This window comes from Shewanella sp. 10B (assembly GCF_023475885.1).
GTDB classification, from domain to species: Bacteria; Pseudomonadota; Gammaproteobacteria; order Enterobacterales; family Shewanellaceae; genus Shewanella; species Shewanella mangrovisoli.
In genome coordinates this window covers 1-21,760 of the sequence record NZ_JAMDJO010000001.1, presented here as the reverse complement: position 1 = coordinate 21,760, position 21,760 = coordinate 1, and the positions used below count along the sequence as shown (strand labels likewise).

The 21,760-nt window shown below is 48.1% G+C and carries 18 protein-coding genes and 1 rRNA gene; 6 read left to right on the top strand and 13 right to left on the bottom strand.

Going from position 1 to position 21,760, the window contains the following annotated elements; genetic code table 11:
* Nucleotides 1–38: 38 nt before the first annotated feature.
* The 4 genes from M0415_RS00095 to M0415_RS00080 form a co-directional block, all read right to left on the bottom strand.
* Nucleotides 39–575: a hemerythrin domain-containing protein gene (locus M0415_RS00095; RefSeq protein WP_249556048.1), complete on the bottom strand. Its 537-nt coding sequence runs from the start codon at nucleotides 573–575 to the stop codon at nucleotides 39–41.
* A gap of 222 nt (nucleotides 576–797) precedes the next feature.
* Entirely contained in the window at nucleotides 798–1,523 is a 726-nt protein-coding gene (locus tag M0415_RS00090) for a flotillin family protein (RefSeq protein WP_249556049.1), read from the bottom strand.
* Nucleotides 1,516–2,118: a sigma-70 family RNA polymerase sigma factor gene (locus M0415_RS00085; protein WP_086903836.1), complete on the bottom strand. Its 603-nt coding sequence runs from the start codon at nucleotides 2,116–2,118 to the stop codon at nucleotides 1,516–1,518. Before M0415_RS00085 ends, M0415_RS00090 begins: the two co-directional genes overlap by 8 nt.
* Before the next feature lie 44 nt (nucleotides 2,119–2,162).
* A complete protein-coding gene (locus M0415_RS00080) occupies nucleotides 2,163–4,058 on the bottom strand; it encodes a vWA domain-containing protein (RefSeq protein ID WP_249556050.1) in 1,896 nt (631 codons plus the stop codon).
* Nucleotides 4,059–4,283: 225 nt separating this feature from the next.
* Here M0415_RS00080 and dauA point away from each other — a divergent pair, with 225 nt between their 5' ends.
* The 4 genes from dauA (at nucleotide 4,284) to M0415_RS00060 (ending at nucleotide 9,302) form a co-directional block, all read left to right on the top strand.
* Nucleotides 4,284–6,056: a C4-dicarboxylic acid transporter DauA gene (gene dauA, locus M0415_RS00075; RefSeq protein ID WP_249556051.1), complete on the top strand. Its 1,773-nt coding sequence runs from the start codon at nucleotides 4,284–4,286 to the stop codon at nucleotides 6,054–6,056.
* A 242-nt stretch (nucleotides 6,057–6,298) separates the two neighbouring features.
* Nucleotides 6,299–6,790: a 5-(carboxyamino)imidazole ribonucleotide mutase gene (gene purE, locus M0415_RS00070; RefSeq protein WP_011626975.1), complete on the top strand. Its 492-nt coding sequence runs from the start codon at nucleotides 6,299–6,301 to the stop codon at nucleotides 6,788–6,790.
* Nucleotides 6,790–7,887 carry a 5-(carboxyamino)imidazole ribonucleotide synthase gene (gene purK / locus M0415_RS00065; RefSeq protein ID WP_249556052.1) on the top strand — a complete coding sequence of 366 codons (1,098 nt, stop codon included), beginning with the start codon at nucleotides 6,790–6,792 and terminating at the stop codon, nucleotides 7,885–7,887. Before purE ends, purK begins: the two co-directional genes overlap by 1 nt.
* A 152-nt stretch (nucleotides 7,888–8,039) precedes the next feature.
* Nucleotides 8,040–9,302 carry a sensor domain-containing diguanylate cyclase gene (locus tag M0415_RS00060; RefSeq protein ID WP_249556053.1) on the top strand — a complete coding sequence of 421 codons (1,263 nt, stop codon included), beginning with the start codon at nucleotides 8,040–8,042 and terminating at the stop codon, nucleotides 9,300–9,302.
* Nucleotides 9,303–9,350: 48 nt separating this feature from the next.
* Here M0415_RS00060 and M0415_RS00055 read toward each other — a convergent pair whose 3' ends face one another.
* The 5 genes from M0415_RS00055 to M0415_RS00035 form a co-directional block, all read right to left on the bottom strand.
* A complete protein-coding gene (locus tag M0415_RS00055) occupies nucleotides 9,351–9,968 on the bottom strand; it encodes a transglycosylase SLT domain-containing protein (protein ID WP_086903831.1) in 618 nt (205 codons plus the stop codon).
* A gap of 156 nt (nucleotides 9,969–10,124) precedes the next feature.
* A complete protein-coding gene (locus tag M0415_RS00050; RefSeq protein WP_086903830.1) occupies nucleotides 10,125–10,586 on the bottom strand; it encodes a hypothetical protein in 462 nt (153 codons plus the stop codon).
* A complete protein-coding gene (gshA, locus tag M0415_RS00045) occupies nucleotides 10,586–12,235 on the bottom strand; it encodes a glutamate--cysteine ligase (RefSeq protein WP_249556054.1) in 1,650 nt (549 codons plus the stop codon). Before gshA ends, M0415_RS00050 begins: the two co-directional genes overlap by 1 nt.
* Nucleotides 12,236–12,418: 183 nt before the next feature.
* A complete protein-coding gene (locus M0415_RS00040) occupies nucleotides 12,419–15,268 on the bottom strand; it encodes a M16 family metallopeptidase (RefSeq protein WP_249556055.1) in 2,850 nt (949 codons plus the stop codon).
* Between the two features lie 141 nt (nucleotides 15,269–15,409).
* On the bottom strand, nucleotides 15,410–15,835 hold the full coding sequence (locus M0415_RS00035; protein WP_086903827.1) for a YqaA family protein: 426 nt from the start codon (nucleotides 15,833–15,835) through the stop codon (nucleotides 15,410–15,412).
* A 287-nt stretch (nucleotides 15,836–16,122) separates the two neighbouring features.
* Here M0415_RS00035 and M0415_RS00030 point away from each other — a divergent pair, with 287 nt between their 5' ends.
* Nucleotides 16,123–17,376, top strand: a complete 1,254-nt coding sequence (locus tag M0415_RS00030; RefSeq protein WP_249556056.1) for a dicarboxylate/amino acid:cation symporter — start codon at nucleotides 16,123–16,125, stop codon at nucleotides 17,374–17,376.
* A 156-nt stretch (nucleotides 17,377–17,532) separates the two neighbouring features.
* Nucleotides 17,533–17,700, top strand: coding sequence for a hypothetical protein (locus M0415_RS00025; protein WP_011623730.1), 168 nt, complete (start codon nucleotides 17,533–17,535; stop codon nucleotides 17,698–17,700).
* 49 nt (nucleotides 17,701–17,749) lie between these two features.
* On the opposite strand, the gene M0415_RS00020 is transcribed toward M0415_RS00025, so the two are convergent.
* The 4 genes from M0415_RS00020 to rrf form a co-directional block, all read right to left on the bottom strand.
* On the bottom strand, nucleotides 17,750–18,880 hold the full coding sequence (locus M0415_RS00020) for a sodium ion-translocating decarboxylase subunit beta (RefSeq protein WP_023267795.1): 1,131 nt from the start codon (nucleotides 18,878–18,880) through the stop codon (nucleotides 17,750–17,752).
* Between the two features lie 8 nt (nucleotides 18,881–18,888).
* Entirely contained in the window at nucleotides 18,889–20,724 is a 1,836-nt protein-coding gene (gene oadA / locus M0415_RS00015) for a sodium-extruding oxaloacetate decarboxylase subunit alpha (protein WP_086903824.1), read from the bottom strand.
* Between the two features lie 11 nt (nucleotides 20,725–20,735).
* Nucleotides 20,736–20,948 (bottom strand): OadG family protein, encoded by a 213-nt coding sequence (locus M0415_RS00010; RefSeq protein WP_249556617.1) that lies wholly within the window; start codon nucleotides 20,946–20,948, stop codon nucleotides 20,736–20,738.
* A 649-nt stretch (nucleotides 20,949–21,597) separates the two neighbouring features.
* A 5S ribosomal RNA gene (gene rrf, locus M0415_RS00005) occupies nucleotides 21,598–21,713 on the bottom strand.
* Between the last annotated feature and the right edge of the window lie 47 nt (nucleotides 21,714–21,760).

The following is a 21,760-nucleotide window of genomic DNA, read 5'->3' as shown; positions in this document are numbered from 1 at the left end:
AAAAGCGCCAATGGCGCTTTTTCTGTTTCTACACTCATCTACTCAGCTGTCCTGAGGTAAGAACGCAGCTCATCAAAGGCTTGTTGCTCACGGTCGAGGAATAACGGATCATCGATTAACGAAGCTTGGCATTGCTGCTCAATAAGGTGCCAATCCTTATCGGTTAAGGTTTTAGCCAGCAGAGGGAAAATATCCCGCTCTTCCATCTGCATATGCTTTTCTTGCAGCTCCACATATTCGGCAAAATCAGCGACTAATTTATCCCTCGCGACCACTATGTCACTCAGGATCAAATTCAAGGTATTCATTAATGCCGAGGAGGCTGCGGTTACCACTTGGTGCTCGGCGCTAAGCTTATCGATTTCATCATTTGCCTTATTTGCCAAATAATAAGCATAGATAATGTCTTCAACAGGATGATGGCTACGCTCAGCATATCCTTGCATATACTCTACTATGTCCCGAACCACGATAAAATTAATCGCCTCGCCTTCAGCTAATTTCATCTGCTTGTTTTTCAAGACATTCAATAAAACTGCTATATGTTTATGATCATGCATGAGTCTTTTAAGCATATCGCCTCCTGAAATTGGGCTCTGACTATTGATACTAGTCAAGTCGTCTATCGATCTCCAATATAACAGGCGAATTCCTGTTCACTTTATGACCATGATCAAGTAATTAACACGAGAGTCTGTAAAAAAGGCAATATTAATAGGCAAAACATCTTTATGTCACAATAGTGAGCATGGACAGTGAGTTAGGACAACTATCTCTAACCCACTGCAACTTGATGATTATGGATTTAATTCACTAAGCTGTTGTTGCAATTCTTTAAATTTGGCAATTATCTTAGCATCAACCGACACAGGCTCAGTTTCGCTTTTTGCCAACTCAGGGTATTGCTTCAGCAGCGTTTGCGCTAAGGCAGATGCCTCCTGGCTTTGTTTGGCTTCAATCAAGGCTTGTAAGCGTGTTAAAGACGCCATCAAAGCCTCATCACGAGGTATTACAGCTTGATCTGGCTGCGGCAGTGCCCGCGCAATTTGTGGTGCTGCACGAGACTCAGCTTGCTGATTTTCCTGCGCAGACATCTTAGCCTGTGCCCTCATAGCTTCCCTTTGCCGATTTTGTGTGGCGGCCTCTTCCACTTTGGCTTGATGCGCCATCTCGGCTTGCTGCGCAGCGTTATCTAACTGAGTTTGAGCGGGCATTGGCGCACTCATAGTCAAAGCGGCAGGCGCGACTAACTCCTCTTCAAAATAGCCTCGGTTAAGGGTCACTAAACCAACGACAAGCATTAAGGAGGCGGCGCTCGATAACGCCCATGGGAAACGGCGCCAAATAGGCGTTGCTGCTGGCTTTAACTGGTTAACGTTGATGTCAGCCAAATGGGCCTGTGATAGGCGCAAAATATCTTGATCGAGCCTCTCGGGTGGCATTTCAAGTGCTTGTTTGTGATACCAAGCCGAGACTTCCTGACGTAGTGCCTCTTCTTCCGATGACAGAATGGAATTACTCATGACCAACCTCCTGCCATTTAGCATTGACACAATCTTTTAAGCTTTGATACGCGTAGCGAATGCGGCTCTTAGTCGCCTCGAGTGTCACCCCGGCAATATCGCTGATCACTGCGGCGGTAAAGCCCATTTCGATATTGAGAATAAAGGCCTCTTTCTGCACTTGGGGTAACAGAGCTATACAGGTTTTCAGCAACAGACTCTTTTGCGTTTCCTGCCAATGCACATCGGGTTGTTCCTGCTCCGCTCCCACAAAAGTATCTAGCCCTTCCTCGTTATCGTGGCTGACTAGATCTACTGGCTTAACCGCTCTGACATGGTCAATCAACAGATTATGGGCAATCCGATAGAGCCAAGTATTAAACTTAGCGCTCGGCTCATAGTTTGCGGCGGCACGGATCACCCGTCCCCAGGTTTCTTGATATAAATCTTCGGCTAACTGTTTGTCACCGAGTTGGCGTACAAAGTAACGGTACAAAGCGCCTTTGTGTTTAAGATAAAGCTGCTCAAACGCTTTGCCATCGCCCTTGGCATAGCGCAGCATTAACTGTTCATCGGTATGCTCATGGGCATGCATTTGCGGTATCGCTAGGGCCATGGCAGCTCCCTAATGGTTAACTAACTGAAACATAATAATTTGACTCATTGCTGATGCGGTTTGTCCTCGGGCGGGAAAGGTTTATCTCCGGCATCAAAGGATTTTTTGATTGGCGCTCGCTGTGTTTGTGCGAGTGCCGCAGCGGTATCGACAAGTTGCATAAATTCATGTCGATAGCCGCTGGTATCTTCCCCCAGCGCAGAACGTGTAAGCGCACTAAGCTTATTATAATCAAATTGATGCAAATAGTGGCTCTGATTCAGCAACTGTCCTAATCCTGCCACCGCAGCGGCAAAACGAAAATCATCACTCGCCTGCGCTAATGATTTTACCCTTTGGTCTGCTCGAATCGGATAACTCAGTAGCTGGCTTTGAGTCGCATCCGGTAGCTGATAACGTAATTTAAGGTAGGCGATTTCGTCGCGGCTATATTTTTCATTGCCCGTTTTGGGATTATAGCCATAGCGAAGTTTATCATTGGCCAAATTGCCCGCATCCACATAACGCAACTCGTAAAGTGCTGTGACTGTATGCCCTGCGCCAATTTCACCGGCATCCACCTTATCGTTATTAAAATCCTCCCGCGCGAGAGCGCGGTTCTCATAGCCAATCAAGCGATACTCGGCCACAAGAGCGGGATTAAACTCGACCTGCACTTTCACTTCTTTCGCTATGGTGAGTAAGGTTGCACTTAACTGTTCCACCAGCACTTTTCTCGCCTCATTGAGAGAATCAATATAGGCGTATTGCCCATTGCCCTTATCGGCTAATTGCTCCATCAAATGGTCATTGTAGTCGCCCATACCAAAGCCGAGTGTCGTGAGCCCAATGCCCTGTTGTTTCTGCATGCTAACTAAATCGATTAACTCATCGAGGTTGGTCGTGCCGACATTAAAGTCACCGTCGGTCGCGAGAATGACTCGATTGATACCGCCTTCAACAAAATGTTTCTGCGCTAATTGATAGGCGAGCTGAATCCCCTGTGCCCCATTGGTTGAACCGCCGGCACTGAGCTGCTCTAACGCATAGTTAAGGGTTTGAGTATCGTTACCAGCTGCGCCATCTAACACTACGCCAACGGCGCCGGCATAGACGACAATCGAAACCTTATCCTGAGCATCCAGTTGCTGAGTCAGCATTTTCAAGGCAGTTTTCAGCAGAGGTAACTTATCGGGCGATGCCATCGACCCAGACACATCCAGCAGAAACACTAAGTTACTGGCACCCAGTTCAGCCTTACTCTGTTCATATCCCTTCAAACCGATGCGAAGTAACATCATGTCATCGTTATAGGGTGATGGCGCAAGCTCAGTCGTGACACTAAAGGGCGCATCATTTTTTCCTGGCAGTGGATAGTCATAGGAAAAATAATTCAGCATTTCCTCAACTCGCAGAGTGTCCTTCTGTGGTAATCGCCCTTCCTTCAACATTCGCCTTAAGGTCGTGTAACTACCAGTATCGACATCGATAGCAAAGGTGGAGACCGGGATTTCCCCCGCAACCATGATGCCGTTTTGCACTTGTTTCTCGAAGCGATTGCGCTCGGGTGCCACAGCCTCCGGCCAATCGCCATTTAACGTGGGCGCAGCACTGATACTGGCAGCAGGTTGCGACATATAGGCTCGATGCTCAGCACTCATTATCCGCAGTTTTGCTGACGAGGCTTGTTCATGCATGGCGATTGCGGCCTCTCTTTGCCTATTGGCCTGACGCTCGGCACTTTCATTAAGCTCTACACTTTCATCAAGCTCTGCACTTTGTTTAAGCGCCGCCTGTTGCTCGGCGGCAAGTTTTGCTTGAGCGGCTAATTCAGCAGGGTTTTGCTGTTCCGCAGTTTTATCACTGCAAGCACTCAAACCAAGCAAAATAGCGAGTGTTAATCCCGAAACAACAAAACTTAAATGCGCTTTATGGCGAAAGACTGAAGATGGATATCTCATGATAGTGACCTAATCAAAGTGTTCTCAATGGTGGATATCTCTATAAACGCAGCTTCGGCACAAAAGGGTTATTTGATGAGAGAAATTGTCACATCCGTTTTACCAAGCACAGTATTTATCAAAAACAAAGACATTTAACCGTCTTTTGCAACTATGATCACACAAGGACATTTTTCTGGACTCTAAAATAGAGCCTTGTAACAAGCCGCGTTTATGGACCCACACGTGTCACACTCTGCTCATTTGTTTTCATTAAGAATTGCCCACGCCCTTAGCGAGGCGTGCGTAAAAGATAAGTATTCGGTTAAACGTTTTGGACAAGATCTGCTGGCGGGACTGACCGTCGGGATTATTGCCATTCCGTTGGCGATGGCACTGGCGATTGCCAGCGGTGTTGCCCCACAATATGGCCTATATACCGCCATTGTCGGTGGTTTTATCATAGCGATGACGGGCGGCTCCCGTTATAGCGTGTCAGGGCCAACGGCCGCCTTCGTCGTATTACTCTATCCCATCGCCCAGCAATTTGGTTTAGCGGGGCTGCTCATTGCGACTGTGATGTCAGGCATGATGTTAGTCGCCATGGCGATGTTAAGGCTCGGCAGATTGATCCTCTACATCCCAGAATCCGTCACCTTAGGCTTTACTGCAGGGATTGGGGTAGTGATTGCAACCTTGCAGCTAAAAGACTTCTTTGGCCTGCATATAGAGCACATGCCGGAGCAATATTTTGCCAAAATCATGGCTTTAGGTCAGGCATTACCCAACCTTCACTTGCCGAGCTTATTAGTCGCCGCGGCCACCTTAGCCACTATGTTACTCTGGCCTAAATTGAAGATCCCAGTACCAGCCCATCTGCCCGCAATTGCCTTAGGCAGTATTCTTGCCCTAGTGTTAAATGCCATGGGCGCCGATATTGAAACCATAGGAACACGCTTTCATTATCAATTAAGCGACGGCAGTGTCGGCACAGGTATTCCCGCTGTACTCCCCCACTTTGAATGGCCTTGGTTACAAACGGGCGCAAACGGTCAAACCTTTGAATTTAATCTTGCCACCTTTCAAGCCTTACTGCCCGCCGCCTTTGCGATTGCCATGTTAGGTGCGATTGAATCGCTGCTGTGTGCCGTAGTGCTCGATGGCATGACAGGAAAACGCCACAGCGCAAACAGTGAGCTCCTCGGCCAAGGTATAGGTAACATCATTACCCCGTTCTTTGGCGGTATCCCAGCAACGGCGGCCATTGCGCGCAGCGCGGCAAACGTTAAGGCGGGAGCCCAGAGCCCAATAGCATCGATGATCCACGCCATAGTGGTCTTGGTGGGTTTAGTCGCGCTCGCGGGAGTATTAGCCTACTTACCCATGTCAGCCATGGCCGCATTATTATTGGTGGTGGCTTGGAATATGAGTGAAGCCCCCAAAGCGGTGCATTTACTGAAAACGGCGCCCACCAGCGATATTTTGGTGTTTCTAACCTGTTTTTCACTCACAGTCATTTTCGATATGGTGATCGCCATCAGCGTGGGGATTATCTTAGCCGCGCTACTGTTTATGAAAGAAATTGCTGAGATGACCAAGCTCTATGATATCAGCACCAATAAGCGCTATGTCGATCAACCCCTCCCCGCTGACTGGGCGGTGATAAAAATTAACGGCCCATTGTTTTTTGCCGCGGCAGATCGAATTTTTGCCGAGATAGCGAGCCTTACTCAAGACAAACAAGTCATCGTCCTTTACTTAGATGGGGTATCCATCCTCGATGCGGGGGGTCTTGCGGCACTCAATAAGCTCATAGATAAATGTAAACTTAACCACACTAAGCTGATCATTGCCGATTTGCAGTTCCAACCCATTCGCACCCTAGCGAGAGCTAAAGTGCAACCGATTGAAGGCGTACTGAAGTTTTATCCCACTCTGCGTGAAGCCTTGGCAGAAGCGCCTGTGCCAGAACAGATTATCGAATCAAGTACGACTGTCACTCAGTCACCCTCAAGTTAACCCTTCTTATACCTGTCCCCTGAAACCTTTAATGGTCTCAGGGGATTTAAGCCCATTCAGCGAACACTTTATCCACGCTAAAAGCGCTATTTTTACGCGCAAAAACGTCAGAAATCAGGCTTTACATGCTATTATTCTGCGCCATGATGCTCCCGGCTCTGATAGGGGTTGCGGACATCGACTGTACCCAGACCTAATACAAGGTCGAAATATAATTAAAATTAGTGAGTTAAGGAGTTATCATGCAAGCCCTTGTTGCTGTTGTTATGGGTTCTAAGAGTGATTGGCCCACAATGGAAGCCGCCGCTGAGATCATGGATAAACTACAAGTGCCTTACCATGTTGAAGTCGTATCTGCCCATAGAACGCCAGATAAACTGATGGAGTTTGCAGCCGGTGCCGCTGACCGTGGTTTTAAAATTATTATAGGTGGTGCGGGCGGTGCTGCTCACTTACCCGGTATGATTGCCTCAAAAACTCGCTTACCCGTATTAGGTGTACCAGTACAAAGCAAAGCGCTGTCGGGTATGGATAGCTTACTGTCTATCGTACAGATGCCAAAAGGCATTGCCGTAGGCACACTGGCCATCGGAACCGCTGGAGCCTTTAACGCCGGACTACTCGCCTGTCAAATCTTAGCCAATAACGATGCCGAACTTGCCGCACGTTTAGAAGCCTTTAGGGAAGAACAAACCCGCGCAGTGCTGGACAATCCCGATCCGAGGGAAGCCTAATGACTCAAGCAAGCGCAAAACCTAAGATTTGGGTATTAGGTAATGGCCAACTTGGCGCCATGCTGACTCACGCGGGCGAACCTCTGGCTATCGATGTTCGCGCCGTCGATATCATGACGCCAACCGATGAAATCCTGCCGCTGGCACCTCACGATATCATCACAGCCGAACGCGAGCAGTGGCCCGAATCCGCCTTAAGCTTACAACTCAGCACCCATCCGCATTTTGTTAACGGCCCAGTATTTAGCCGTTTGGCCGATCGTTACAGCCAAAAAAGCTTACTCGATCAGATCCAAGTCCCAACGGCGCCTTGGACACTTGTCGATGATAAAACCGACGTCGAAAATCTATATCAAGCCTTTGGCCCTCGAGTGCTAATGAAGCGCCGCACAGGTGGTTACGACGGTAAGGGTCAACATTGGCTAAAACAAGCCGAAGCGGGAGAGATACCCCAAGATTGGCGTAACTTGGCCATTGCCGAACAAGCAATCAACTTCGATGAAGAAGTCTCCTTAGTCGGCGTACGTACCCGTGAAGGTCAATGTGTGTTTTATCCATTAACACTCAACCTGCACCAAGACGGTATTTTGATGGCCTCAATTTCGCCACTGACTCGTCTGAACCACCTGCAAGCGCAAGCGGAAGGCATGCTCAGCGCCATTATGCATGAGCTGGAATATGTCGGCGTGATGGCGATGGAGTGTTTCCGTGTTGGCGATAATCTGCTGGTTAACGAGTTAGCCCCGCGGGTACACAACTCAGGCCATTGGACCCAAGCAGGCACCCATATGGATCAATTCCAACTGCATTTAAGAGCCCTGTGCGGTATTGCGATTCCGCAGCCACAGGTGAACTTTCAATGCGTGATGGTCAATTTGATTGGTATCGAAAACGACCCCCGCTGGCTAAGCCTGCCCAATGCCGAGCTGTATTGGTACAACAAAGAGGTTCGTCCTGGCCGCAAAGTCGGACACTTAAACCTTTCTGTGCCGAATACAGCCGTGTTAAAAGACAGTATTAGCGCGCTGCAAACTTGGATGCCAAGCCAATACCAAGCGCCACTCGCGTGGATTTTAGCTGAGTTCGCTAAAGCCTAACCGAGCCGCAGACCACTGATAAGGGAGCAATTTTGTTCCCTTATCAGTCATTTTTTTATCTTCGTTATATACTTATCCATACTCAGCGTGAATGAGTTAGTGATGTAGTGATTAAAGCAGACTAACCGGAGCACGAACAAAGGAACTGCCGAGTGAAATTAAGGGATAATTTTAAACGTAAAACCATAGACCGCCTGGACTATCGCTATCATCTATTGCTGCTGATAGTGCCAATAGTATTATTCGTCTTACTGTTTGTGTTTAATGCTCCCACCGAAGGCTGGACTATCCTGCCGCTGCTGTTTGTCTGTCTTATCTATGTGATTGCCTACAGCCTTATTTACTACCTGCACCAAGGGCGCTTAACCCGTCTATGGCAACACTTAGAGCAAGTGGTGAGCATTAACGATGCTATTTATGAACTTGCCCATCTGTCGAGCCAGTATAAAAATGAACATGCGTTTCTCGATGCACTGCTGAATAAAGCCGTTTGCATCATTAACGGAGCCGAAATGGGTAGCATCATCAAAGTCAACGAAGAGACCCATAAACTGCATTTCGAATCCGTTGTTGGGCTCGATCTTAACATGCTCAAGCAATTGAATTTTTCCCTCGAGCAGTCCTTCGAATATCGACTCACTAAGGGCAAATGCGATCGCGTGGTAGTAGTGGATGATATGAAGAACATCAATGCCGCCAGCACGCTCACCGGCGAAGAGCAGCACATCTTGCTCACCGCTGCTAAGCAACCGATACGTTCTACACTCTCAAGCCCAATACGCATCGATGGCAAACTCTATGGCATGCTCAATCTCGACAGCAGTAGTGTCGGTGCCTTTAGTGATTACGACCGCAATCTGGTCTCTATTCTCACCCATGAAGCCAGCAATGCGATTGCCCTGTATCAAAAGTCACTGCAAATCACCAAATTGGCGAATTTCGACAATCTGACCGGACTGTATAACCGTAAAAACTTCGAAGATGCTCTGCAACATTGGCAACCTAAGGCTCATCTAGGCAGCTTTTTGGTGATTATCGATATGGATAATCTCAAGACCATTAATGATCAGCATGGGCATCAGGCCGGCGATATGGCCATCAAACAAGTAGCCAAGACTATTCTCGGCTTTTGGCATAATAAAGGCATTATCTCGCGCTTCGGGGGGGATGAGTTTGTCGCTCTCTGCCATGGTCCATTAGAGCTGCTTGAAAGCGATTTGGATGCTATGCGCGTCAAGTTACACCAAGAGTCATCCTTAAATCTTAACTTCAGCGTGGGTATAGCCACATACGACAATGATTGGGCAAAATCATTTAAACTGGCAGACCAAGCCATGTATGAGCAAAAACGCGGTAAGAAGAAAGCAGTAAAAGCACTCGAAGCGATTGCGGCCAATAACCAATTGGCGCAGTAGTGACATTAGGAGCTTATCAACTATAAGCTCCTAAACACATGAATGTTACTAGCCGAAGAATAAGCGCCACAACCAAGAAGAATCTAGATCCTCCTGACAGGTTTTATACTGGGCCGCATAGCGCTTAGCCCTGTCATCCACCTTAGCCGCGACTTTAACCAGCCACGCCTTAGACTTATAAGTCCCACGGCGATAACCTCCCCAGCCTTCGTGATAGTTGAGGTATTGCGCCCTCGCATCCCACTTGGAAACGCCATTGATTTTATTGGTCTTGTAAATAAACCAGCCCATAAAATCCATGGCATCATCAAAATTACTCCGCGAAGACCAGCTGTTTCCCGTCTCGCGAACATAATCATCCCAGGTCATGGTTTTGGCCTGCGCATAGCCATAGGCATCACTGGCTCGACCGATGGGAATAAACCCTAAGAAGTACTCCATGGGTGGCGCGGCATTATGCTTGAAGGAGCTTTCTTGATACATCATCGCCAGCGGCACATGCACAGGCACGCCCCATTTATCACGGGTGTCCTTAGCGGCTTCATACCATGAACGATGCTCTTGAAAAATATCGCAAAGGTTATCGGGAGATTTAGGCGGAGAAGTGGCGCAGCCAGAGAGTAAACCTATGGATGCACATAGCAGAGTTGTCGAAAGCCATTTCATTCAGCGCTTGTTCTCCCAAGAAATAAAACTGGCTCATCATCGCACAGTCACAGGGTGAGGCAAAGCGCCAATCCTGTTTTTGGCGCTAAGATCACCTTAGCGCCTATTATCAGGCCAAACTCATTAACAGAAATGACAATCCATTGTTAAATCGGACTATTTTGTTTCAGGGCTGAGATCAAACTGGCATTCATGGTTTTCTTGTTGCCACACACCAGGCTCCCAGTAGTTGGTATCTTTACCCATATAGCGCTTATCCGTATGGAATAAGGCGCCAATATGGTAACGCTGATGTCCTTCCACCATTAACTTGAAGGTTTTAGGAGTACGCGCACTGAGGGAAACCCCAAGGGAAGGATCATCAATCAGCTCGGCGACAGTGAACTCATATTCCCCCGGCGCCAACTGATAGTTAGGTTTAGACACCACGGGCTTACCATTGAGATGAGTCACCACTACGCGATACCAATGGGTGCTGGCATCGGGCTGTAAATACCCGGACACAGTGCCGCAACTTAAGTCATCTTCAGGCGAAGAGGCACAACCAGACAACAATGCCGTGAGTCCGAGTAGACTGGCGGCCAGTGTAAGTTTGTGCCCAGTTAAATAGTGACTCATTAGGATGAAGTCCCGAAATAGTCAGTCAGATAATCATCAAAGGATACCGCACTTTGCGCCGCTTCGATGTCCGCTTGCTTGTTAAGCGATGCTTGCGCCTCGACTTGATAATCGCTGATAACTTCGGCTGATAAGGGGTAATCCATAAAGTATTGGTGATACTGCTGCGCCAGTGACATCACCCATTGTCCATGGTCTTGGCCGTTAGTGATTAATTGTTGGATGACCTGCCCTGACAAGGTCTTTTGTGGGTCATTCACGGCTTCGCGCCAATGGGCTAAGGCCGCTTGGTAATCCTGTTTATCACCATCGAGTAATTTGGCCAATGCATCCAAATGCTCAAACAGATCCAAAAGCCACGTTTGCAGTGAGCGTGTACCTGTCTCGGTTAATAACTCGAGCCCAGGCTTACGGCCTTCAAGCACGACAGATTTTAAGTTAGCACTTAAACGGGCTTCTTCTGCCGCATCGGACTTAGGCGATTCGGTTAGTAAGCAATAGAGTAAGAACAAGTCGAGGAAACGCACTTGGTTCTCTTCAATCCCAATCGGGCTGAAGGGGTTTACATCTAATGCACGCACCTCAATATATTCAACCCCCGCACGGGCAAGGGCTTCTGAGGGTTTCTCACCGCTTTTGGTGACGCGCTTCGCACGGATTGGCGAGTAAAATTCGTTTTCAATTTGCAGCACATTGGCATTGAGCTGGCGATATTCACCATCCACCTTCACGCCGATATTGGCAAAGTTGGCCGAAGGCATCTTAATCGCGGCTCTCACCCCAGCCAGATACTCGGGCAGGGAGTTATAGCTGATGTTGAGATCTTCCTGCTCTTTATTGGTGTAACCCAGGTCGCTCATTCGCAGCGAAGTCGCATAGGGTAAATACAAGGTGCCGCGACCCGATTTTTCAAAGCGTAAATCGGTCTTCTGCCCCTTGATAAACGAGCTACACAGCGCAGGTGATGCCCCAAACAGATAAGGTAATACCCAGACTAAACGGCGGTAATTGCGAATGAGGCCAAAGTAAGATTTGGAGATAAAATCCCCAAAGCTCACGCTTTTATCACTCAGCTCATAGAGGCTTTGCCACAGCTCCTGCGATACCGAGAAGTTAAAATGCACCCCAGAGATAATCTGCATCAGGGCGCCATAACGGTAGGTTAAACCCTTGCGATACAAGGTTTTCATCTTACCTGTGTTCGAAGTGCCATAACGGGCGACTGGAATATTCTGCTCATCCTTCACATAACATGGCATGCTCACGGGCCACAGACGCTGACCATGCAAATGACGCACGCTAAAGGCATGGGTCTCGGTCAATCCTTGCAATAGGGGGCCAACTTGATTGTTTACTGGCGTGATAAATTCAAGCAGTGCTTCACTGTAATCTGTCGTAATACGCGAATGCGTTAATGCAGAGCCAAGCTCTAATGGATGACCATCTAACGCAAGGTAGCCTGACTCGTCGATACGCAGCGCTTCACGCTCAATTCCACGTAACATGCCAAGGAGTGCGGCACGCCCTTGAGCGTCCGAGAAATGTTGTACTAATTCATTGAATGGCTTCAATTTGCGCTTCTCTGATTGGTGATTCGCTATCGCGACAAGGTTAACAGTCAGACCTTTATTTTGAGGCTTATCTTTCAAAATACGCCTCAAAATAAATCTAAACCTGTCCGTGGAGCAAGCCTAATTACATTCTTCTGCGATAAAACGCAGACGGTGACAGCTAATGCTGTCACCGTCTTACTCGTTAATACTTTAGACTGACAGCGAGGTTGTGCTGCACAATTAGCTTGTCTGCAATTTATATTGGGTCGAAAAGCTAATTTACAATACTAAAGTTTCAATTGGATAGCCTAAAGTTGCTAAATCCGCTTCAATTTTCGCCTTATCTCCCACCACTAAGATGATCATTTTCGAGATATCTAGCTCGGAAGCCGCGAGGGCATTGAGTTCATCTTTTGTTACAGTATTTATAATTTTGTCCTGCTCGGTAGTAAAATCTTGGCTCAGCTGGTAACGCTGGATCATCCGCATAAAGCCGGCCTTCTGATAAGGCGTCTCATAATCCAATGCTTGCCCTTGGGAAACCGAGTTACGCATAAAGCCGAGCTCAGTATCTGTCATCCCATTCTGCTGATACGCTTTGATCTCTTTGATAAATTCATTTACCGCCTTGGCTGTAACATCGGTGCGCACATCACTCGAGGCCACAAAGTCACCGACTTCGATGCCACCGGTAAATGAACTACGAGCCCCATAGGTATACCCCTTGTTCTCACGTAAGTTGAGGTTAATACGGCTATTGAAGGCGCCACCAAGCGGATAGTTCATCAGGTAAGATTTAAAATAATTACCTGTTGCATCATAGGGTAAGGCACGTTTCGCAATGTTAATCACCGACTGAGCGGCGCCAGGTTTATCGATAAGATAGATAGTCCCGCCCTTCAGAGCTGGGAATGACTTGAGTGGCGGCAACCTACTCGCCTCCCCTTGCCATTGACTCAATCCCGCGAGCTTAGGTAGCAATGCACTTTCAGGGAGATTCGCTACCGTAATGATCTTAGCGTTTGCACCACGGTACTGCTCAGCGTAAAACGCCTTCACATCCGCAAGTGTCAGCGCGGCAACGGAATCTAAGGTCCCTGCATCGCTGACGCCTTGAGCGTTATTCTTACCATAGAGCAAGCTATACAGCGCAGAGTTAGCGACATAGCCGGGGTCTGACTGCATATGCTGAATTTGCTGCAATTGTTGTTGCTTCACCCGCGCAAAGTCGGCATCGTTAAACGCAGGCTGGAACAGCTTTTCTTCTAAAATGGCTAAGGTTTCATCCAAGTGCTCGGTGAGCGCCGACACCTTAATGGTGCTTTGGGATTCGGAGGCACTAAAGTCCACCGTACTGCCGAGCATCTCAAGCGCCTGCGACAATTGCTCGGTTGAGCGCTTTTGCGTCGACTCATTCAGCATCTCAGCGGTTAAGCTTGCTAGGCCCGCCTTTTCAACGGGCACTAATCTGTGCCCGCCGTTAAGATAAATCACTAACTCCACAGTCGGGGTTTCACTGCTTTGAGTGCCCATCACTTCGATGCCATTGGCTAACTTAGTGGTCCAAATCGTCGGGACTTTAAGCACGGGCGCCGCGCCAGAGGCTGGCATTTGGGAGCGGTCGAAACTTGACACTAACTTGGCAGCGGGTAAATCGCCCTCTACAGCCGTATTCGCCACGGGCAAGGTTTGAGGGGTGAAGTTATCCGGATGAGCGACTAAAGCCGTCATTCCCTGCGGCACCACACTCATCACCACCATGGGCTTGTCTTTGATGTACTTTTTAAATACCCGCATCACATCGTCTTTGGTCACATTGGCGTAGCGCGCAAGGTCTACTGCAATCTTATTCGGCTCACCAAACATGTTTTGATTCAAGGCAAGCATAGACACTTTGCCCTTTACGCTCTGCAGGCCAAAAATGGTATCGGCCTCAAACTGCACTTTCACTTTTTGCAGGTCATCGTCGGTGACGCCGCGCTGCTCAAACTCATTAATCGAGTCGAGAATACGCTGTTTAAGTTCGGCTAGGGTCGCACCTTTTTGCGGATTGGCTAAGGCATAAATCGACATCTGACAGGCTAACTCTTGGCAGGGTTGGCTCACACTTGCCTGTACAGCATAACCGTCCTTAACCAAGTTTTTGTAAACGAGTGAGGTTTTACCGCCACCGAGGATATTGGCTAATAAGTCCAGCGCGGCTTCATCGGGATGGCTGGCATACACAGTCGGAAAGCCGATGCGGATCAGCGGTAAATGCACGTTATCTTCCATCGAGATATAGCGCGTCTTATCGAGCGTAACTAAGGTCTTAGGCTCTGGCTGAACCTCGGGGCCACGGGGAATTTCGCCAAAGTATTTGTTTACCCAGGCTAAGGCTTGTAGTTCATCAAAATCGCCGCCAATGGTCAGAGTGGCGTTATTCGGGCCGTACCAACGCTGGAAAAAGTGTTTCACATCATCCACTGTGGCGCGGTTAAGATCCTCTGGCCAACCGATCACAGGCCAAGAATAGGGATGACCAACCGGGAACATCGCCTGATTAAAGCGCTCGCTCATTCTGCCATAGGGTTGATTATCAATGCGTTGAGCGCGCTCGTTTTTCACTGTCTCGCGCTGCACTTCAAACTTTTCGCTGGTCAGCGCCGGCAACAAAAAGCCCATACGGTCAGACTCGAGCCACAGCATTTTTTCGAGCTGGTTGCTAGGGACTGTCTCAAAGTAGTTGGTTCTGTCGGTATTGGTTGAGCCATTCAGCGTGCCCCCCGCCTCGGTCACCACCTCAAAATGTTGCTCATCGGCGACGTGCTCAGAGCCCTGGAACATCATATGTTCGAATAAATGGGCGAAGCCTGAACGGCCAGCAAGCTCTCTGGCCGAGCCAACGTGATAAGTCACATCGACATGCACTAAGGGATCGGAATGATCTTGATGCAAAATAACCGTTAGACCATTGGCAAGCTGATATTTTTTAAAGGGAATACCGACTTCAGAGTCCTTCAGTTGCACATTTTCAATTAACTTTACACCCACGGGTAATTGAGTTGAGGTTTGAGTGGCACAACCTGCAAGAGCGGCGGAGATCGCAACCGCTAATATCCATTTTTTCAAGGTATTCCCCTTATACATCAATAGGCTAAAAAATTAGCCCCTGTAGAATGCTCGGTATCAATAATGAGTTCAGACTCATTAAGCCCTGCAAAGTTCCAAGTAATACAAGGACTTCCTTTGCAGTCTTATCATCCTTTAACCGAACAACACGTTTAAAAACTAACTAAACCAATGCAATGTGACGGCCGCCACGATAAGGTAACGCAGGGTTTTGCCGATCAAAATAATCACTAATGCGGGAAGCACCCTAAGCTTTAACCACCCCGCCAATAAACATAATAGATCGCCAATCACTGGCGCCCACGACAACAATAACGACCAAACACCGTAACGCTCAATAAGGGCTAAGGCTTTGGCATGTTTTCCTTCACTTAGGGCCTCGGGGGACTTTGCAAACCGGCCGATGCGCCCTAGATAAAAACTCGTCATCGCCCCTAAGGTATTGCCCACACTGGCCACCACCACTAATGCGGCCCAAGCTTGCGGCGCTTTATTCAGCAATGCAATCAGTAAAACTTCTGATCCTCCCGGTAACAAGGTTGCGGCTAAAAAAGCCCCAGAAAACATCATGCTTAATTCAGACATAAAAGCTTACTCTATGAAATTACTGCTCTTTCACACTATCAAACAGTGAACTACCACAGCGTTAAAAGGATGTAGCGACTAACCATTTCACAACAAACTCATTTATCACAATAAGTTATAAGAAAATCGGTTTGTTATAACCCTACCACAGCCGATACAATGCTTTTAATGGCAAAAAATGTCCTGTACCTGACTCGTCGCTTGGTATAAGTTCATTCACTTCAAGTGGATACTCATACTAGCATCTCAGGTCCATGGGCTTGTAATGATATATTTTTGGAAAACGCATGATCCTTCAAACCATTAGCCGCATTCCTTTTTGGCAAAAAGTCCTCGCAGGCTTTATTTTAGGTGCGCTCGTTGGCGTACTGTTAGGCGAAACCGCTACCGTGCTTAAACCCCTTGGTGATTTGTTTATCAGCGCCATTAAGATGCTGGTTGCGCCACTGGTCTTTTGTGCGATTGTAGTCAGTATCACCTCGCTCGGCTCTCAAACAAATCTCAAACGCTTAAGTCTTAAGACCTTAGGCATGTTCATGCTGACAGGCACTGTCGCCTCACTGATTGGTTTAGCGGTTGGCTCGCTTATCGATATGGGCGGCACAATGCAACTGGCCACCACGGAAGTGCGTGAGCGCAATATTCCAGGCTTTGCGCAGGTGCTGCTCGATATGATCCCAGTCAATCCCTTTGCCTCACTGGCGGATGGAAAAGTACTACAGATCATTGTATTTGCTGCATTAGTCGGGATCGCCATCAACAAGGTTGGCGAGAAAGCCGAACCACTAAAACGCACCATAGAAGCGGGTGCCGAGGTCATGTTCCAACTGACACGCATGGTGCTTAAACTCACCCCAATTGGCGTATTTGGTTTAATGGCTTGGGTGGTCGGTGAATATGGTTTATCGACCCTATTACCTCTAGGCAAATTTATTGCCGCCATCTATATTGCCGCCCTTATCCATATGATTTTTGTCTACGGCGGACTGGTTAAATTTGCCGCGGGCTTAAGCCCTGTACAATTTTTCCGTAAGGCTATGCCAGCGCAATTAGTGGCTTTTAGTACCTCTTCAAGTTTCGGCACCCTACCAGCAAGTACCAGAGCGGTTGAAACCATGGGTGTTTCAAAGCGTTATAGCGCCTTCGTTATGCCACTCGGCGCCACCATGAACATGGATGGTTGTGGTGGTATCTACCCTGCAATTGCCGCGATTTTTATCGCTCAAATTTACGGCATTCCACTCGATACCTTAGATTATGTGATGATTGCCGTCACAGCCACTGTTGCCTCAGTCGGTACCGCAGGCGTGCCAGGCAGCGCTATGGTGATGTTAACCGTTACCTTAGGTGTGATTGGTTTGCCCCTAGAAGGTATCGCCTTTATTGCCGCCATCGACCGTATTATCGATATGATCCGCACCGCGACCAACGTCACAGGCGACATGATGACCGCCGTGGTGATTGGCAAATCTGAAAATGAGCTTGATGTTGAGCAGTTCTACAGCAACGAGACTCAAACGGCTGCGGTTGCCGATAATTAATCACGATAAATCATTAAGAGTTATCCACTAAAAAAGACCGCTTCGATGCGGTCTTTTTTATTATCCGTATTTCATTTATTGCGAATAAAACGTCCATGACTTTCGGCTAAGCAAGCTGTTAAACTCTTCACTTATTGACTAAAAGTAGAATGAAGCATGACTAAACTATTTTTATTCCCACTTATCCTTTGCTTGCTGTGGATACTGTTTTTAAAAGCCAACGGTTTACCGCTGGCTCAAGGAAAACGTGGCTTTATCTACATCATCGCCATCAGCGGCACGGTGATTTTGCTGCTTATGCTGCTCCTATGGTTAACGGCTTAAAAGCCTATTGGCTCACAATAGGCTTTGCTCTAGCCTCCCAACTCGCAGCCTAGCCAAGCACAGCCAGTAAAATCCCCGCCGCCACCGCAGAGCCTAATACCCCTGCAACGTTTGGCCCCATGGCGTGCATCAGCAAAAAGTTATGGTGATTAGCCTCTAACCCCACCTTATTCACCACCCTTGCCGCCATTGGCACTGCCGATACGCCCGCCGCGCCAATTAACGGGTTGACCTTACCGCCGGTTAATTTACACATCAGTTTTGCCATCAGCACCCCTGCTGCGGTACCAATCCCGAATGCCAACGCGCCCAGAACCAAGATCCCCAAGGTTTCGACGCGCAAGAATTGCTCCGCAGAAAGTTTAGAACCGACGGCCAAACCTAAGAAAATGGTGACGATATTAATCAGCTCGTTTTGCGCCGTTTTCGATAATCTATCTACCACACCCGACTCACGCATTAGGTTGCCAAGGCAAAACATGCCAACCAGAGGAGTCGCTGCGGGTAAAAATAGAATCGTTAAGCCCAATACCATCAGCGGGAAAATGATCTTCTCCTTTTTACTCACCTCCCTGAGCTGCTCCATCTTTATCTCACGCTCGGCTTGTGTGGTAAGTAAGCGCATGATGGGCGGCTGAATAATCGGCACCAACGCCATATAGGAATAGGCTGCCACGGCAATCGCTCCCAACAGTTCAGGCGCGAGCTTAGAGGCAAGGAAAATCGCCGTAGGTCCATCCGCGCCGCCAATAATGGCAATGGCTGCGGCGTCCTGCATGGTAAATTCAAAGCCTGGCACCAGATTCAGCGCTATCGCCCCAATTAAGGTTGCAAAAATCCCAAACTGCGCCGCTGCGCCGAGTAGCAAGGTCTTTGGATTGGCAATCAGTGCACTAAAATCTGTTAGCGCTCCGACCCCCATAAAGATCAGCAGTGGAAACACCCCGGTTTCAATCCCAACATGGTAGGCGTAATACAGCATACCGCCCTCATCGGTAAAACCCGCGTTGGGAATATTTGCCAGTACGGCGCCAAAACCAATGGGTAACAGCAGTAGAGGCTCAAAGCCACGCACTATCGCAAGGTATAACAGCAAGGCGCCTACAGCCATCATGAGTGCTTGCCCTGCAGTAAAATGGGCTATGCCCGTTTCGGCCCAGAAAGCCAGTAAACCATCCATAACGACTCCTAGGCTAAGGCCAATAATTGAGAACCCACTGCAACCGAATCCCCTTCTTTCACAAAGAGATGAGTAATAATGCCATCCCCCTGTGCGCGGATTTCGGTCTCCATTTTCATGGCCTCTAGGATGATAACGACATCGCCAGCACACACCTTGTCACCAATACCGACATGCACTTTGAAGATATTGCCCGATAGGGGCGCACTCATCTTAAGTTTCACTTCACTGGTTTGAGGTACTGACGCAGCACTCGACTGAGAAGGATTAGCTTGACCAAGCTGCAGTGCTGCTTGCCCTTGAGCTTGGATTTGACTGATTTCGCCACCCTCGGCGACTTCAACCACATAAGTTTGCCCCTCAACCGTGACGGTATAGGTTTCGGCCTCTCGCGGCGTAGCAGGTGATACTGGCGCAAGTTCAGGTTTTGGCTCAAAGGCGGTTGGATCGTGACGGTGCTTTAAAAACTGTAAGCCAATCTGCGGGAAGAGCGCGTAGATGAGTAAATCATCGTCCAGAGACTTTTCATTACTCTCAGAGACGAGACTAATACCCTGCTCCTGCGCCTTTGATAATAACTCCGCACGCAGTTTGTCCAACTCTGGTGCGAGTAAATCCGCAGGACGGCAGGTTATCGCCGCCGCGCCGTTTAGCACTCTGGCCTGCAACTCGGGATTAACCGGGGCTGGAGTGGCGCCATATTCGCCCCTTAACACGCCTTCAGTCTCTTTCGTCAACGATTGATATCTTTGCCCCATCAGTACGTTGATAACCGCCTGTGAGCCAACAATTTGCGAGGTTGGGGTAACCAAAGGCAGAAAACCTAAATCCTGACGTACCCTAGGGATCTCCTCCAGCACAGCATCGAGCTTATCAGCCGCGCCTTGTTCTTTGAGCTGACTCTCCATATTCGTCAACATGCCACCGGGTACTTGGGCACGAAGAATGCGCGAATCAATGCCCTTTAACGCCCCTTCAAACTTGGCGTACTTTTTCCGCACCTCACGGAAATAGGCGGCAATCTCTTCAAGCAAGGCAAGGTCATAGTGAGTTTCACGCTCAGTCTCAGCTACCATGGCAACCACAGTTTCAGTTGCCGTATGGCCATAGGTTTGGCTCATGGATGAAATCGCGGTATCAAGCACATCGATTCCCGCCTCTATCGCCTTTTGATAGGTTGCGGTACTCAGGCCTGTGGTGGCGTGGCAATGCAATGAGAGCATGAGTTGAGTTTGTGATTTTAAGCGACTGATAAGCTCAAAGGCTTCCATCGGCTTGAGTAGACCCGCCATATCTTTAATGCACAGCGAATGGCAGCCCATGTCCTCAAGACGCTTTGCCATATCGACCCATGTATTAACCGTATGAACGGGGCTGGTCGTATAAGAAATTGTGCCCTGCACGTGCCCACCGACATCACGCACCGCCTTTACCGCCATCTCAAGGTTACGCACATCATTCATCGCATCAAAGATACGGAACACATCGACCCCATTGGCATGGGCACGTTCGACAAAACGTGTCACTAAATCATCGGCATAATGGCGATAACCCAAAAGGTTTTGTCCGCGCAGTAACATTTGCTGAGGCGTATTAGGCATTAACTTTTTCAGCTCACGGATCCTATCCCAAGGATCTTCCCCCAAATAACGAATGCAGGCATCGAAGGTCGCTCCGCCCCAAGACTCGAGCGACCAAAAACCAACTTTATCAAGCAGAGGTGCAATCGGAAGCATGTCATCGATGCGTAAACGCGTCGCTAAAATAGACTGATGTGCATCCCTCAAGACGACATCGGTTAACTGTAATGGCTTAGACGCCACAATCGAATTTACTCGGTTCATATGGCGCTCCATTATCTAGCCTGAGAACGATACTGCTGGACGGCTAAGCTGATCGCAGCCACCAATTTAGGATCTAAGGTGTTTGCAGTTCCGGTCGAGCCCGCATTATTAACCTTTACCGGCTCTGCTGCTTTGGGCTCTTCACGGCACCACTTAGCAACCAGATGTACACCTAATATCAATACACTTAAAAATAAATAGACCAGCCCCATGCCCAATAACATGATGCCAACAGCATCTAAAAGCTGTTGTGTTAGCTCCCCTTTCACGTCAGTACCTCCTCCAGCTTCTCAACCCGCATCAAGTGTTAAATTTACAACTACACAACATCTCCATTGATAGCAAACTCAATCGCCGAATGTAAATTGGTAAGACCAATTTACATAAGATCAGCAACAAGTGTCTGAGGGATCCTTAGTGAACGAGCGATAAAATGAATATTCGTTAATGAAACAGTAAAGCAGAGACTTTTGTTGAGGAGTGAGAACGGGATAAAGATACGAGGCAAGATGCAACTAAAGGCAAAATGAACTGACAACAAGGTTCTAAATCTTCCTTAAACAAGCATACAAAGAGTACGTGCTTTGAATTTAACGATTGGTCCTATAAGGACAAAAATCAAAGGAACCTCAATACGGTACGCTGCAGTATTTGGACTAAGATGCCATTTAAAGAAATGATGCTAAAGGCTGGAGAATGAAGAAAACGGAGTAATAAGTCGCTCTCTATTAACATTGCATATGAGGCGATAAATTAAAAAGTCAGTAATTAAAGAAGTATTCTGAGGAATAGAATGTTGAAATTGAAAATGCCAAATGCAAAAAAGCCAGCTTATTCAGCTGGCTTTCTGCTCTCTTATCGAGAAAATTAGGCGCTTGGCGATGACCTACTCTCACATGGGGAGACCCCACACTACCATCGGCGCGATTGCGTTTCACTTCTGAGTTCGGGATGGGATCAGGTGGGACCACAATGCTATTGTCACCAAGCAAATTTGTTATTCACTACCTGTCTTATTGTCGCAGGCAGTAAATGA